Raw genomic sequence first — 15445 nt, 5'->3', positions numbered from 1 at the left:
AGGTATTAGTGATTTGCTAATACCTTTCGTTTTTTTAGTGTTTTTTATTTATCTAAGCCAGCCTTTACGACTAGCCATTTTTGAAAAGAGTAGAATTAATATGCCAAATATTAAGATGATTCCTGACATAATACCTGCAATCGGACCAATTATTTCCATAGTGTCTATGACAATTAGGTTATGATATAACTGTAAGACTATTCCTAAAAGAGAGAGTGAAAATAAAGTAGATGCAAACCTTCTTTTCAGTATAAGTAGTAGTGAACCTAATAGCCCAGCAAATACAGCTATAGCAAAGGCAGCGGTAGCCCAAGCTGGTGTATTGTTGATCATTTCTAACTGTTCAGCAGTATATTGACTCTTAAAGTCATCTGTCATATAGGCTTGAGCAAGATATTGCATAACTCCCATAGCATTCCAAATAAGAGCAATAACAGCAATAATCCAAAACCATACAGGTGGTTTTGTGTTTGGTAAATCAGTCATAATATTTATGTTTTTGTTAGTTTATTGACAACAATTTATAAAAATAAATATTAAATCATAAAAAAACCTTTCTAGAATTTGCGTTTTATGCAAACTCAAGAAAGGCTATAATAACTTAAAAAAATATAGATATTTAATCTTCTACCACATGTAAAACAGGTGTTTTATTAACCCATTTTCCGTTTTTAGATTCACCAAGAATAAGTACATCTTTTGATTGTTCGTACTCTTTTATGGTTCTTAGCATTTGTTCTTTAGTGTCTCTATGAAGTTTAATACCAGTATTTTTCCCTTTATTTCTTATTTCGATATAAAATCCATCTCTGAATTTAATCGGTTTTGTTGGAGGTCTTCCCATGAATTATATTTTATGAAGGATTGAATTTGCATATTAGTAAAAATAAAATCAATATGCAAACTTAAATTTATTTAATCAAAAGTAAATCAATAAACAACAGTAAACTAATAATATTCATAGCTTATAATTATAAATTTATAGATGAATGTTATACCAAAAAGATTTTATACTTTTAGCTAAAGTCTGTTATTTAAATGTCTCATGAAGGTAAAACCTAAAAATAAAGCATACAAAGCCACCAATCTTCCTCCAGGAACAATGGCATATAAGGGAAAAAAGTTATCATTAAAAACGGTTATTGATATCATTAATTACTCTAGCCAAACGTTTACTAAAATAGATAGCAATAATGTTGAAGACGGATTTAACTTTGAAGGAAACAAGCAAGTTACATGGATTAACATCAACGGACTCAATAATTTAGAAGATATTGAAAAGCTGGGAAAACACTACAATCTACATCCTTTAACTCTTGAAGATATTGTAAATACAAGTCAAAGACCAAAGTTTGAAGAGTTTCAAAACTATTTTTTCGTCGTCTTCAAAATGTTGTATTTTAATGATAGTAACCTTTTGCAATATGAGCATTTAAGTATGGTCGTTGGTTCAGATTATGTACTAACATTTCAAGAAGCAGATGGCGACGTATTTGACGACCTTAGAAATCGTATTGAAACATCTAAAGGAAGAATTCGCTCTCAAGGTGCAGATTATCTTATGTATGCCATACTAGATGCTGTTGTTGATAATTATTTTACTGTTATAGAAGCCATTGGAGATAAAATTGAAGATTTAGAATCTAGTATTTTTGAGTCTCAAAACAATAATGCTACAACACCTAATCAAATTCAGCAATTAAAACAAGACGTATTAAAAATTAGACGTTCCATCTTTCCGTTGAGAGAAGTTGTTAACCGACTTGAAAAATCTGACAATTCGATTATTAATGAAAAATCTCAAAGTTATATTAGAGATTTATATGACCACATTATTCAAGTTAATGAGTCTATCGATTTATATCGCGAAATGGTTTGGAGTTTAATGGATATGTACATGACTATCATTAGTAATAAAATGAACGAAGTCATGAAGGTATTAACCATTATTGCAACCATCTTTATTCCGTTAACCTTTATTGCTGGTATCTATGGAATGAATTTTACGAACATGCCTGAATTGCAAGCAGAAAACGGGTATTTCATTTTACTAGGAGTCATGGTATTGCTTTTTATTGTGATGTTAATTTATTTTAGAAAGAAAAAATGGCTTTAACATAATTTATGTTAAATAAACCTTAATACAGTTAAAAGGCGTTAAACCACTTGACAAGCTTCAAATTTCCTATAGTTTATATAGTGTAATTAATTATTAACACTATAAAAATTTATAAAAATGAGTTATTTGAACATGAAAGATGAAAAATTAATACCTGTTGTTGTAGAATTAAATACACTACTTGCCAATTATCATATATATTATCAAAAGCTAAGAAGCTTCCATTGGAACATTTTAGGTGAGAATTTTTTTGATTTACACAATAAATTTGAAGAATTATATACCGATGCTCGTATAAAAATTGATGAAATCGCTGAGCGAATTCTAACACTAAAGCATCATCCTATGAGTAAATTAAATAATTATCTTGAAATTTCTGAAGTTAAAGAAGTATCACCTCTCAAAACAGATAGAAATATGATAATGGAGGTTCTTAATGACCACAAAATATTACTTCGCCAAATGAGTGTGGTCATTGAAAAGGCCGAAGGTGCTTCAGATGAAGGAACCATTGATTTAATTGGAGCTTATATTAGAGAGATGGAAAAATCAAGTTGGATGCTTAATGCATGGACCAAAAATTCTTCAGAAAAATTGAAGCTCGATGCTATCGAATCATAAAATTGACACACTTCCTATTTATTAGCGTCAATTAGAAATGATTTTAGCTTAATACCAAATCGATATCATGATATAATTCATGCAGATTTGATAGCTTAAATCCTGTATTCCGAATATATTAATTAAAGAGAAAAGAAAATGAAAGAGCAATTAAATACAGCATTTAGCAACCTAACAAATAAACTTTTAGGTTGGCTAGATGCGATCATTCAAAATTTACCAAATTTGGCTTTGGCAATACTAGTGCTAGTAAGCGCATATTTTATAGCAAAGTATGTTAACAAATTTACATACAAACTAGTATCTAAAAGGGTTGAACAAGAATCTATTAGTAGTATCATTTCACGCATTAGTGCTGTGGCTGTTGTACTTATAGGTCTATTTCTTGCATTAGGCATATTAGATTTAAGTAAAACTCTAACCTCTTTACTAACTGGTGCTGGTGTAGCAGGTTTAGTGATTGGTTTAGCATTGCAAGGGACTTTATCTAATACCATTGCTGGTATCGCTATTTCGTTTAGAAAAAAAATTCAAATAGGTAACTGGGTAGAAACCAATGGTTATTCGGGTGAAATTATTGATATCAATCTTAAAGATTTTACACTTAAAGAAGCCGATAATAACTTAGTTGTGATTCCTAATAAAATGATTTTAGAAAATCCACTAAAAAACTACTCATTAACAACTCGTATGAGAGTGTTTATTGAGTGTGGAGTAGGATACGAATCTGATTTAAAATTTGTTGAAAAACTTACAAAGCAAACCATTGCAAACACTTTTAATCAAGTAAAAACTTCTAATGATGTCGAATTCTATTATACTGAGTTTGGTAGCAGTTCTATAAATTACTTATGCCGATTTTGGATTGATGCTGAAAATATGCTCGAAAAATTAAGAGCTAAAACCAAAGCAATTATTGAAATTAAAAAAGCTTACGATAAAGAAGGTATTAATATTCCCTTCCCAATTAGAACCCTACAGTTTGATAACAAACTAAATGTGAAAGCTCCAGACTTGCAAGAGGCCTTTTCTAACAATTAATTAAATAAATTATTTTTTGGGTTCTGAGCGTCAGCAACTCAAACATTAACCTTAAAACTTTAATAATATGTTACGATGGACAATCACATTTATAATTATTGCAATTATTGCAGCCATTTTAGGCTTTGGAGGAATTGCAGGAGCTTCTGCAGGTATAGCTAAAATTTGCTTTTATATTTTTTTAGTGCTTTTTATACTATCATTATTAAAAGGGCTTGTAAAGAAGTAATGAACTGCTTAAAAATTAATAATCTAAACATTTAATACAATGAAAAAATTAACATATTTATTTATCGCATTATTTAGTCTAAGTCTAATCACAACTAGTTGTAGAGATGAAAAGTCTACAGGTGAAAAAATAGAAGAAGCTGTTGAAGACACAGGAGATGCTATTGGTGATGCTGCAGAAGATATCGAAGACGAGGTTGAAGATGTAGTAGACGACAATAAATAATCTGTAAATAACAAACCTAATAAAGCTAAAAGTCTCGATTTTAAGTCGAGACTTTTTTTGTACTTTTAAACAATAAATTATTAAAAATGGCGACACCAAAATTCAATAAAAACATCTTCGATTTCTTTAAGCAATTAGAAAATAACAACAATCGCGATTGGTTTAATGAACATAAAACCGAATTTAAAACCATCGAAACTGAAGTAAAACAAACTTATAATGTTTTATTAGAAAAATTAAATAAACACGATCAGATTGAAAAATTTAAAATGTTTCGTATTTATCGTGACGTGCGTTTTTCAAAAAATAAGTTGCCATATAAAACCCATTTTGGAGGCTCTTTTGGAAGAAAAAAACCAGAGCTACGAGGTGGTTATTATTTACACATTCAACCCAATAACGAATCGTTTATAGCGACTGGATTTTGGGAACCAAATAAAGAAGACTTATTACGTATTAGACGCGAATTTGAACAAGATGATCAAGACATTCGTAACATTATTAATAATAAAAAATTTAAATCGGTTTGGGGAGAATTTGTAGGTGACGAGTTAAAAACTGCACCTCGTGATTTTGATAAAAATCATCCAGCCATCGACCTCATTAAAAAGAAACAATACATTTTTATAAAAAAGTATACAGATAAAGAAGTGATAAGTGATGTGTTTATTGATGATGTCAACGCTTCATTTAAAGCTATTCGTCCGTTTTTTGATTATATGAGCGATGTGCTTACCACAAATCTAAACGGAGAATCTATCATCTAAATGGCTTTTGCAAGGGGTTGAGCAAACAATTGAATATTGCTTACCAAACGCTCTTTTACAATATTCATCATACGTTTATTTAATGCTGAAGAATTTTGAATATAAACCTCATATTCTTCCACAGTAAACTGACCAATAATCATACCTTTTACAGAGTTTCTAAACTTCATATCCTTATGAATAGCGTTTTCAATATAAGCCAATTGTTTGGGCAAAGATAAATCGTAAAACACATTTTTTCGCTTATCAATATAATTTCTAAAAACTACGATAAGCAAATGGTTTTGCATTTTAATAATCGGACGCAAAGTAGCATTCTGGAAACACTCATCAGACGACATATTATCATTTACTTGTGCTGAAGCTATAATAGGTCTGATAGATTTTAAATTCGTAGATCGGTCGTTCATGGCTTTAATTTTAACTAAAAATAGACATTATCATTGCCTAATTTTTGTCACTTGCTATATCTTGTTAACGGTGTTATTAACAAATACATTAATTTGTGATCTACTTAAAATAACAATCTGCTATCTTTGATAAAAACTAGATTATGAAATTTGGAAGTGTTGACAATCCGCAAGACTTAGATTTAAGCTTACCTCAAGATCATATAGATACAGCAGGTGTATTACACAAAGTTAAAGACGATAACATTCCAGACATCTATGTTGGTTGTGCCAAATGGAATAAGGCAGATTTAAAAGGGTTTTATCCAAGAGGTACCAAAGATGAATTGAGTTACTATTCGCGCCAGTTTAATTCTATAGAATTGAATGCTACGTTTTATCGTATTTTTCCTGCGGAACAGTTTTCAACCTGGTATGATAAAACTCCCGAAGGGTTTAAATTTTTTCCGAAACTGAATCAGGAAATTAGCCATTGGAAACGTTTAAATGAAGTTAATGCAGTCGTCGATCATTATGTATCGAATGCCATTCACTTAAAAGAAAAACTTGGCACTATGTTTCTTCAAATGCATTCTAATTTTGCACCAAAAGACTTTGATAGAGTAGTGCGCTTTATCGAGAATTGGCCAAAGGAAATTCCATTGGCTATCGAGTTTAGACATACCAATTGGTACAATGATGAGCGTGTTTCAAATCAGTTATACGATTTGCTTGAAACTCATAATGTTTCAAATGTTATTGTAGATACTGCAGGACGACGAGATTTAATGCACATGCGATTAACCAATCCAACAGCCTTTGTTCGATATGTTGGAGCCAATCATAAAAGTGATTATTCACGTTTAGATGAATGGGTAATTCGACTAAAAGAGTGGAAGGAGCAAGGCATCAAAGAAATTGATTTTTTTATTCATCAAAATATTGAAAAAGAATCTCCTTTGTTATCTGCATATTTTATTAAACAACTAAATTCTGAACTAGGTTATGATCTTAAAATTCCGAATGAAGCTTCTGGAACTTTGTTTTAATAATTAGGAATATTTAAACCCAAAATAATAGCTCTAGTAGCTGTTTTAATTTCTTCATTTCCTTTTAAGGTTATAACTCCAGAACCACCTCTTGGTTTTGCTCTGTTTAAAATGTTTGAAGTAATATGCGGATCGTCTGAAAAATAGAAATCCTCTACATAGTATGCGTTTACATTGGGTTCTTTTACAGTAATATGGATATGCTGTGGCACTGTTGAATTGGGATATGAAGCAGGTCTAGTTGTAAAAAATTCATATCTGCCTTTTGAATCTGTTTTCAGCCAAGTTCTTAAAAAACCATGTCGTTGTTCCCAACCTTTAGATGATGGTCTTGTTGGATATTTTCCTGTTTGATCTGTATGATATACATAAAGTATAACATCTTTAGCTGGTGTTTTGCCATCATTTTTATAGACTGTTCCACTTATCTTTATTTTGTTTGGCATCGTATCAAATCCGTAAATGGTATCAGACCATCTCAAATTTTTGTTACCATAGTCGTTAACGGCTTCACAACCTTCACATGAACCTCCAATTACTGTACTAGAGTTATCTTGAGCACAAGTAATTGTTAAAATAACGTTTATTAAAATTACTGTTAAATATTTCATTTTGATTGATTTAGTCTCTTAAAAGTACAATACAAAAGAGTAGGGTAGTGATAGATTAAGAAAAGTTTAGAAAAAAATTAACAGCAATTGTGTATATTTCAAAAAAACACTAAAACCTTAACATAAGCATGAGATTTCACACACGAAAATGGGTAAAACCAGAAGATTTAAATCCGAATCAAACTTTATTTGGAGGAAAACTATTGGCATGGATTGATGAGGAAGCAGCACTTTATACCATCATTCAGCTTGAAAATTCTAAGATTGTAACAAAATATATGTCGGAAATTAATTTTATGGCTTCTGCTAAGCAAGGTGATATTGTCGAAATTGGTATTGAAGTTATAAAATTTGGAAAATCATCACTTACCTTAAAATGTGAAGCTCGAAACAAAATGACCAGAGAAACTATTTTAACGGTCGATAATATTATTATGGTGAATCTTGGAGAAGATGGTAAACCAAAACCTCATGGCAAAACCGAAGTTGAATTTGTAAAAGACAGATTAGATTAACCAATAAGGACATTACTTTACATCCATAAACTTTGTAGGATACTCAAACACTTCTAAATCAAAATAAGAAACTGCAGCTAAGGCATGGTCAAAAATATCTGCCATAACATATTCGTAGTTTTCCCAACGTTTATCGCTACTAAAACAATAGATTTCTAAAGGCAAACCTTCAGGAGTAGGAGATAGCTGACGAACCATAATGGTCATGTCTTTATTTACAGCAGAATGATTTTCAATATACGTTTGCATATACTTTCTAAATACGCCAACATTAGTTAAATTTCGTCCGTTGATTAACACCGATTTATCAGCATTATGTTCAGTATTAAAATTTAAAATATCACTTTGTTTCGAGCTTATATAATTTGAAATAAGTTGAATACCTTTCAGTTTTTCAATCTCTTCAGCATTAAGATATTTTATGCTTTTTGCTCGCAACAAAATAGAGCGTTTAATTCGTCGTCCTCCAGAAGATTGCATGCCTCTCCAGTTTTTGTAAGCATCAGAAATTAAAGCATAGGTTGGAATATTGGTAATGGTCATGTCAAAATTCTGCACTTGAACGGTAGACAAGTTAATTTCAATCACACTACCATCTGCTCCATATTTTTCCATGGTAATCCAATCTCCAATTCGCACACTATCGTTAATTGCGACTTGAATACTAGCCACAAAACCGAGAATGGTGTCTTTAAAAATCAAAAGTAAAATGGCCGAAGCAGCACCAAGCGTTGTAAAGAATTTTATGAATGATAAGTTAATTATAATCGCTAGGATAGAAGCAATACCAATGGTCCAAATAAAAAGCATAGCTACCTGAATGTAGCTATCTATTGGTTTGTCTTTTAATCGTGGTAAAGTTTTAAAATACGATTCAAATGTTTTTAAAACACTTCTAATAATCCAGATGGTTAGTATAATTCCGTAGACCTTAATAACCATTATAATATAGGTTTCAAACTGCGGAAAGTCGTAAAATACTAATGGAAATAATTTAATAGTTAATATAAGAGGTACTAAATGAGCAATACGTCTTGGTGCACGATTACTAACCAATAAATCATCAAAATTGGTTTTTGTTTTTTCTGAAAATGTTTCAGAAAACCTAATGATAATTCGTCTCGTAATTCGGTCTGCAATAAACAGAAGAATGGCAGATATAATAACAAGACAAACCACATTGAGGTATTTCGCTACAACTTCCGAAATTCCGAAAGACAAAAAATAGTCGTAAAAAAAATGACGTATACCTTCCATTTATTTTGATTTTCTCAAGTATTTTTTATCCACATAAAACGTTCCAAAAGGAATAATAGAAGCTATTAAAATAATGAGCAAGGTTTTGCCATTCCATTTGAGGCTAGGAGCTAATAATACAGCTAAAACGATGTAAGCCATAAATAGCAAACCATGAGGCATTCCAAGCATTTTTACATATTGAGGATCGTTTGCTAGATACTTTATTGGAGTAGCAATAAAAAGTAATAAAATATAAGAAAGTCCTTCAAGTAAAGCTATAATTTTAAAGCTATTAAATAACGAAATCATAAGTAGAAATTTGAATACAAAAATACCTTATATCTACTAGATTTTATCTAATTTTTAATACTTTTTTTTTGACATAAAAAAGGCTATTGCATAAACAATAGCCTTTATTGGATTAATTAAAAATCTAAGCGGTTAAGTTTTATTTATTAGAATTCATAAGCGCGAAAAACTTGTCAATATTTGGTAAAATAACAATACGTGTTCTTCGGTTTGTAGCTCTATTTTCTTTGGTGTCATTTGAAACTAATGGCTGATAAAAACTACGTCCTGCAGCAATTAATTTTTCGGGAGCAACACCATGGTCTTTTTGTAATTTTTTTACTACAGATGTAGCACGCAATACACTTAAATCCCAATTATCTTTTACTGAAGCTGTGCTTTTTAAAGCTTTATCATCTGTATGACCTTCAACCATAATGTCTAAGCTTTCTTCAGAGTTTACAACATTGGCGATTTTTTGAAGAATTTCGTTAGCCTTGTTGCTAATTTTATAACTTCCAGAATCGAACAACATCTTATCAGAAATAGAAATCATCACAACAGTTTCTTCTATTTTAATTGAAATATCTTCATCTTCTTCAATAGTATCCATAGACGATTTAAGGTTGAATTGCATCGCTAAATTCATAGAATCTTTTAAGGTTTTAGCTGTAGCTAAATAAGCAGGAGGTACCTTTTTTAGAGATTCTCTCATGGCTACTTTTTGATTTTCAGAAATAACCACACCATCCACATTAACAAGTTTAGCATTGTTATCTTCAGTTAATGAATTAATTTTTGAATTATAACTATCTACACGAGCTTGAATTGCTTCAAATTTACCTTCAAGTGTTTCTTTTTCAACTTTTGTTTTAGTAAGTTCACTTTTAATTTGACCATTTTCGGTTTCAAGTGCAACATACTTTTTCTTTGATACACAAGAAGTTAAAAATAATGCTGATAATACAATTACTGAAATTTGCTTCATAATATTATAATTTGAGTTTTAGTTTATATAGTTATTTACGCAAGGAATTCAATTATGGACTTTTAGTTTGTGTATTTTTTTAACAAAGCAGCTTATTGGTTTTAATATCAACCGAGAGAAGAGATCCATAATCTTTAAATATTTCTATTTTACATAATATAAATTATAGAGCAAATATGTTGATGGCGAATACTGTGTATTTAACATAATTGTAGATATAATCAACACACAGTGTTTTATATCGTCAACAATTATGTTACAGCCATTATTAAAAGCTCTAAAGCTTTAGCTATATAACGATAGTAATTATGTAAAAAGTAATTTGCGGCATTACTATGAATCCATTCATAAACTATGCTACAGTCATTTTACAACCAAGAGTTCATTAGCATTCGCATGCATATAGCTATGCTATTTTAGCATAATATCAGATATAACGTCTTTAGACTTATGTAAAAGCAAATAGCGAATCAATCTAATTTTATAACAAAGTTTACCAGCGTATTTAAAAAGCTACGTTTTAGAAGGCTTTAAAATTTTAGCGTATTTAAGTATTTATGCATCATATTTTTTTCTACGCGATTTTTAAGAGCTTAACATGTATACATTTTTATGTCTTATTTGAACAGTTCTAATAAACTGCACATATTATGTAAAATAAAACGAGTATTTAAATATTATAGAACTAAAAATTAGCTAATACTTCCTTTTTTAAGCGTACACTAATAGGGATTCTATATTCACCAATAATAATGTCATGGTCTACAATTTTATCTACTTTATGTTTAGAGACTATAAATGATTTGTGTGTTTGAATAAATTCATTTTCAGGTAATTGATCTTTAAAACGTTTTAAAGATATATGTGTAATGGTAGACGCTTTTAATGTTACTACTTTAATATAATTTTGCATGGCTTCTACAAAAAGAATATCCTCTATAACGATCTTTTTAAGTTGTCTTTCACTTTTTAAAAAAAGTATGCTTTTTTCATCCTTATATTGATAATAACTGTTGACCTTATTAACGGCTTGCAAAAATCGTTTAAAGGAAATAGGTTTTACCAAATAATCTAATACATTATACCCAAAACTTTGCAACGCATATTCTTTATATGCCGTAGTCATAATAATTGATGGTGATTTTTTTAAACCTTTCAGCCAATCTAAGCCAGATAGTATAGGCATATTGATATCTAAAAAAATCAAATCAATGTCATTGCTTTCAAGATAATGATTTACTTGTAATACATTCTTACATAGAGCAACCACATTTAAGAACGAAATCTCTTTGCAATAGGCATTAATGCCTTCTCTAGCAATAGGTTCATCATCTACAATTAAACAATTTAGTCGTTTCATTCCTTTATATGTTATAAATCTATAATCAAGTCAACCATAAACCTAGAGTGCTTCTTATGTATAGTTAGTTCATACTGATCTGGATATACTAACTCCAAACGTCTTTTTAAATTTGTTAAACCAACACCACCAACAGCATTTTTATCAATTGCACGATCAAAAGTATTTGCACAATGTAATGTGATCTTACCTCCTACTTCTTTAATATTTATGGCTATACTATTGTCATTATTGTTAATGTGATTACTACAATGTTTAAACGCATTTTCTATTATCGGAATTAATAATAACGGAACTATTTTTTTCGTGGCATTCTCAAATGCTATGCTATAGCTTAGCTGAATATCTGAGCCCTTACGTGTTTTTTCCATCTTTATATACTGCAATACAAAGTCTAATTCTTTTTCTATACTAATTTGCGTACCACTTTCATATAATTGATAGCGTAACAGTTCCGAAAATTGTAGCAAAGTATCTTTAGCGAGGTGATTGTTTTTACCTATTAAATGATAAACACTATTAATTCCGTTGAATAAAAAATGAGGATTTAACTGTGCTTTTAAATACTTTAATTCTGTTTTTAAAGAGGCTTCTTTTAATAACTGTTTTTGCTTTTCAGATGCTTTATGCGCTTGTCTTAAAATATAATAAAAACCAGCAATACTGTATAGCAAGTTAACAGCAACCGTAGCGCTAAAGTTATCTATAAACTCATCTGTATCATAGATTTCAAAGACATCATACAACAAATAATCAAAATAAGTTTCAATTAAAGAAACTACAAGACATATTGATAAAGAAAGCACATAGTATTTCGCTTTTTTATTATGCATATAAATTTTGGGCACCAACCAAAACACTTGTATGTAAAACAAAAATATATTGGTAAAAAGTCCATAGGTATAGGCATAAGCTAAACTATTAGGAGTATATACATTATTAAACCCGTTCCAATCAGAATGAACAACAAAAGCAAACAACCAATAATTTAATACCCACATCAACAGATGTAGTAGTATGTTCTTTATTGATTTAATCTTGCGCATGGGTACCTTTTGTACAAAGAAACATATTATTTAATTGTAATTAAGTAATTCTTTCGTTCATCAACAAATAACCATCGGTTATCAAATTATGCAACTCTAAAGTGTTTTTAACCATTTCTTTGCTCAAAAATTATAAACAAAAAAATCATGAAAAAAGTGTTATCAAAAACAACAAGGTTAAATCGTATTTATGCATTTAAAAATACAGTACTAATTGTAATGTGTTTGGTCTTTATGTGCTCTTGTTCTAATGATGATGATAGAGCTCCTTCTGTAAAAACTAAAGAAATATCTCAAGAAATTAAAGATCTAATTCACTTCAGAGGAGACGAAAAAGCAGAAACAGTAATGGTACTCATACCAGGTGGACCTAGTACAGAGTTTGCTACAGACTTTGTAGATGATTTAGCACCAATTTTTAGTCCAGAAGGTATTTTAACGGTAACTGTGCATCAAGCACAAACATTAAATCCAGATATAGTAGCCGGAACAGACATCACATTAACCCAAGCGGCTTCCTTTAATACACAAAGTATAGAGATGCTTTCTAATGTTATAACCTATTTTAAAGACCAAGGCAGAACCGTATATGTACTAGGATATTCATTTGGTGCCTTTGTAACGCAAGAGCTCATTGCAAATAAAGGAATAGATATCGCCAATAAGTATCTTATCATCTCTGGCAGATTAGATATAAATGATGTTATTTGGCAAGCTGCTGCTGAAGGTAAAAATGGATATTTTGAAAACGGAGTTACTCCAATTGTAGAATTAAATCCACATCCAAACGTAATTGAAAGAAATTATAATAGAATTAGTGCTGAACTTTCAATGAATCGATATACACAACTTTTTAACACCATAGAAGACCTATCAAGCATAACCTATATCTATGGAGATTCCGATGAAGCAGTTGGCAGCCTTACCACTAACGAAGTACAGTTTTTAGAATCTAAAAACACCAACATAATTAATGGTCCTGGAGATCATACTACAACGTTTCTAAATCTCATACCTCAAGGTTTAGAAGTGGCCTTCGGAATAGTACTGCAATAGTATTACAATAATAAATAGTAAAACAATAATAAATCAAAATGATAAAACTAAAACTAATAGCAATTGCAGTAGTCACGCTTCTAACTACTAATGTTTTTGCTCAAAATACATTAAATCCAAAATTTGAAGTAAAAGTAATTACAAGTGTAGAATCTATTATACCAGACGGATTGGGTAGATCGCGTTTAATCTCCACAAACGATAAACGAGACTATAAAACATTTACCTCCTCTCAAACAAGTGATGATAATACTAGAAATAAATCTAAAAGAAAAGATATTAGAGTAAAAGATTTTGAAGAAACAAAACTATTAAACTTCTATAATATTGGTGGCATACGCTTTCAAAATATAGCAGCAAACGATGCTATAATCTCCTCAAAACTAACAGCAATGATGTCCCAAGGGTGGCATTTAGTCTTCGTCACAAGTGGTGTAGAAAGCGATGCTGGTGCAAAAGATGGAAATGGCATTTTTATCACGCGCTACATCTTTAAAAGAAAACTAAACTAATAAGGCACCCCTCTAAAGCCTTGCATTTGCATAGCCTAAAATAAGATGCTCCACTCTCCTAGCGCTCCTAAGCTTGTCTTAGGAGTGTTTTCGCTAAAATTTTATGAGGTCAGGTTTAGTACTTGTAATCAACTTTATCGATTTCTGCTAAGACATCTATCTGTTCAAACAAAAACTTGAAATTTTTAAAAACCTCAGAATTATGTTAGTTTAAATTACCCATCAGTTGATTTAGAAAAGTTAATTCAGCTTTATAACAAAGCTTCATAAGATGGAAACTCTTTAAGAAAAGGGTTTCCTCTTTTCTTAATTCAATACCAACCAGATAATTGTAAGTAGCATCTATTTTCACCACCTTGTCCATCCCACCATTTAGCCAAAGAAACTCTTATTAATGTTCCTGCTGGTATCACTGGAATTGGTTGTTGGATTCCTTTATATTTAATTCTCTTGTTGGTTTTCAATCGTGGTCTTCTATAAACATAGTATTCACCATCCCAATATAAATCTTGATCTGATATCCAAAAGCCAACACTATTAGCTGGCAAATTATTAGGATCATTAATATAACCACTTCCATTCCATCTTAATCTTCCTCCAAAAAGTACATTATAGCTGCCATTCCAAACTGTACAATTTTGCGTAATAAAGTTATACATATTATTAACTTTCCTAATCAAACCAATTCTACGTATAATTCTAACATCTTCTACATGTGGCGGTTGATCAGGTCGATAATTATACTCTAAATTCCAAATTTCGCCAATCTGGAAAGGTGAATTCATAGGCTGGTATGTACCTATAGTTGTCATCAGTCGGACATATCTTCCAGTGGCTAACTCTAATCCTCCGATACAAAATCGACTTCCCCAAGCGGTCTTTGATGTTATAAGTACTTCCAAGATTTAAAGATTGGTAATTTCAAAATTAAAATTGTCTCTTAATTTATTAGCAACTAATGATCTGTGACATGCATTGTGTGATTCCTCTACGCAAAAAAGAACAATATTTCTTGCTTTACTTTTTCTTAAATCGTCTATAAATTCACTGAAATTAAAATGATTAATAATCGTATCATTGTATTCATTTATAAATACTTTACCTAAAGTTTTTCTATCTCTTTTTAGCTCATGGTTCTTTAAATCGGCTTGTTTTTGCATCTCTCTAATTTCTTTAGTTGGTGCTAAATCAAGAAAGTGAAAATATTTAATTCCTGAACTTTGTAGTTTACTCTGAAGCCTTTTACTATTGACAAAAGAATATTTTGAACCCCTAACTCCGCGTCTTTGACGTATATCGCAAAATGTATCTATTTCATTATTTATTAGCTTATCGAAGAATTCTTTTTCAGTGGAATTATAAACACCAATTGTATAAAAGTCCATATACT

Annotated in this window: 21 protein-coding genes; 10 read left to right on the top strand and 11 right to left on the bottom strand. The window is 30.4% G+C overall.

What is annotated here, in order from left to right; all coding sequences use genetic code 11:
• Window positions 1–48: 48 nt before the first annotated feature.
• Window positions 49–486: a hypothetical protein gene (locus ACP15M_RS01680; protein WP_425075433.1), complete on the bottom strand. Its 438-nt coding sequence runs from the start codon at window positions 484–486 to the stop codon at window positions 49–51.
• Window positions 487–619: 133 nt separating this feature from the next.
• A complete protein-coding gene (locus ACP15M_RS01675; RefSeq protein WP_425075432.1) occupies window positions 620–844 on the bottom strand; it encodes a hypothetical protein in 225 nt (74 codons plus the stop codon).
• Window positions 845–1045: 201 nt separating this feature from the next.
• Between ACP15M_RS01675 and corA the strand changes: the two genes are divergently transcribed.
• The 6 genes from corA (at window position 1046) to ACP15M_RS01645 (ending at window position 5002) form a co-directional block, all read left to right on the top strand.
• Window positions 1046–2116, top strand: coding sequence for a magnesium/cobalt transporter CorA (gene corA / locus ACP15M_RS01670; protein ID WP_425075431.1), 1071 nt, complete (start codon window positions 1046–1048; stop codon window positions 2114–2116).
• 120 nt (window positions 2117–2236) lie between these two features.
• Window positions 2237–2740: a Dps family protein gene (locus tag ACP15M_RS01665; RefSeq protein ID WP_425075430.1), complete on the top strand. Its 504-nt coding sequence runs from the start codon at window positions 2237–2239 to the stop codon at window positions 2738–2740.
• A 138-nt stretch (window positions 2741–2878) separates the two neighbouring features.
• Window positions 2879–3781 (top strand): mechanosensitive ion channel family protein, encoded by a 903-nt coding sequence (locus ACP15M_RS01660; protein WP_425075429.1) that lies wholly within the window; start codon window positions 2879–2881, stop codon window positions 3779–3781.
• Between the two features lie 67 nt (window positions 3782–3848).
• Entirely contained in the window at window positions 3849–4010 is a 162-nt protein-coding gene (locus ACP15M_RS01655) for a DUF1328 domain-containing protein (RefSeq protein ID WP_425075428.1), read from the top strand.
• A 39-nt stretch (window positions 4011–4049) separates the two neighbouring features.
• Complete coding sequence (locus tag ACP15M_RS01650) at window positions 4050–4235, top strand: hypothetical protein (protein WP_425075427.1); 186 nt, start codon at window positions 4050–4052, stop codon at window positions 4233–4235.
• Between the two features lie 86 nt (window positions 4236–4321).
• The gene (locus ACP15M_RS01645; RefSeq protein WP_425075426.1) at window positions 4322–5002 is read left to right on the top strand and encodes a DUF2461 domain-containing protein; all 681 of its coding nucleotides are present in this window, start codon (window positions 4322–4324) and stop codon (window positions 5000–5002) included.
• On the opposite strand, the gene ACP15M_RS01640 is transcribed toward ACP15M_RS01645, so the two are convergent.
• Entirely contained in the window at window positions 4999–5412 is a 414-nt protein-coding gene (locus tag ACP15M_RS01640) for a glyoxalase (RefSeq protein ID WP_425075425.1), read from the bottom strand. The two genes, ACP15M_RS01645 and ACP15M_RS01640, sit on opposite strands and share 4 nt — an antisense overlap.
• 143 nt (window positions 5413–5555) lie before the next feature.
• Between ACP15M_RS01640 and ACP15M_RS01635 the strand changes: the two genes are divergently transcribed.
• Window positions 5556–6440: a DUF72 domain-containing protein gene (locus tag ACP15M_RS01635; RefSeq protein WP_425075424.1), complete on the top strand. Its 885-nt coding sequence runs from the start codon at window positions 5556–5558 to the stop codon at window positions 6438–6440.
• Here ACP15M_RS01635 and ACP15M_RS01630 read toward each other — a convergent pair.
• On the bottom strand, window positions 6437–7051 hold the full coding sequence (locus ACP15M_RS01630) for an intradiol ring-cleavage dioxygenase (protein WP_425075423.1): 615 nt from the start codon (window positions 7049–7051) through the stop codon (window positions 6437–6439). The two genes, ACP15M_RS01635 and ACP15M_RS01630, sit on opposite strands and share 4 nt — an antisense overlap.
• 128 nt (window positions 7052–7179) lie before the next feature.
• On the opposite strand from ACP15M_RS01630, the gene ACP15M_RS01625 reads away from it, so the two are divergent.
• A complete protein-coding gene (locus ACP15M_RS01625) occupies window positions 7180–7566 on the top strand; it encodes an acyl-CoA thioesterase (protein WP_425075422.1) in 387 nt (128 codons plus the stop codon).
• Between the two features lie 12 nt (window positions 7567–7578).
• Here the strand turns inward: ACP15M_RS01625 and ACP15M_RS01620 are convergent, their stop codons facing one another.
• From ACP15M_RS01620 to ACP15M_RS01600, 5 genes are all read right to left on the bottom strand, one after another.
• Window positions 7579–8823 (bottom strand): mechanosensitive ion channel family protein, encoded by a 1245-nt coding sequence (locus tag ACP15M_RS01620; protein ID WP_425075421.1) that lies wholly within the window; start codon window positions 8821–8823, stop codon window positions 7579–7581.
• Window positions 8824–9114, bottom strand: coding sequence for a DUF3817 domain-containing protein (locus ACP15M_RS01615; RefSeq protein WP_425075420.1), 291 nt, complete (start codon window positions 9112–9114; stop codon window positions 8824–8826).
• 139 nt (window positions 9115–9253) lie between these two features.
• Window positions 9254–10081 (bottom strand): OmpA/MotB family protein, encoded by an 828-nt coding sequence (locus tag ACP15M_RS01610; protein ID WP_425075419.1) that lies wholly within the window; start codon window positions 10079–10081, stop codon window positions 9254–9256.
• Window positions 10082–10766: 685 nt separating this feature from the next.
• On the bottom strand, window positions 10767–11441 hold the full coding sequence (locus tag ACP15M_RS01605) for a LytR/AlgR family response regulator transcription factor (RefSeq protein ID WP_425075418.1): 675 nt from the start codon (window positions 11439–11441) through the stop codon (window positions 10767–10769).
• A gap of 11 nt (window positions 11442–11452) precedes the next feature.
• Entirely contained in the window at window positions 11453–12487 is a 1035-nt protein-coding gene (locus tag ACP15M_RS01600; RefSeq protein WP_425075417.1) for a sensor histidine kinase, read from the bottom strand.
• Between the two features lie 147 nt (window positions 12488–12634).
• On the opposite strand from ACP15M_RS01600, the gene ACP15M_RS01595 reads away from it, so the two are divergent.
• Both ACP15M_RS01595 and ACP15M_RS01590 read left to right on the top strand, forming a co-directional pair.
• On the top strand, window positions 12635–13543 hold the full coding sequence (locus ACP15M_RS01595; protein WP_425075416.1) for a hypothetical protein: 909 nt from the start codon (window positions 12635–12637) through the stop codon (window positions 13541–13543).
• A 38-nt stretch (window positions 13544–13581) separates the two neighbouring features.
• A complete protein-coding gene (locus ACP15M_RS01590) occupies window positions 13582–14055 on the top strand; it encodes a hypothetical protein (protein ID WP_425075415.1) in 474 nt (157 codons plus the stop codon).
• 311 nt (window positions 14056–14366) lie between these two features.
• Here the strand turns inward: ACP15M_RS01590 and ACP15M_RS01585 are convergent, their stop codons facing one another.
• A complete protein-coding gene (locus tag ACP15M_RS01585; protein WP_425075414.1) occupies window positions 14367–14957 on the bottom strand; it encodes a dual OB domain-containing protein in 591 nt (196 codons plus the stop codon).
• Between the two features lie 3 nt (window positions 14958–14960).
• On the bottom strand, window positions 14961–15440 hold the full coding sequence (locus ACP15M_RS01580; protein ID WP_425075413.1) for a DUF488 family protein: 480 nt from the start codon (window positions 15438–15440) through the stop codon (window positions 14961–14963).
• Window positions 15441–15445: the final 5 nt, after the last annotated feature.

Origin of the sequence: Psychroserpens sp. S379A (genome assembly GCF_049800755.1) — a bacterium.
Taxonomy (GTDB): Bacteria; Bacteroidota; Bacteroidia; order Flavobacteriales; family Flavobacteriaceae; genus Psychroserpens.
This window is presented reverse-complemented; position numbering and strand designations above follow the sequence as displayed.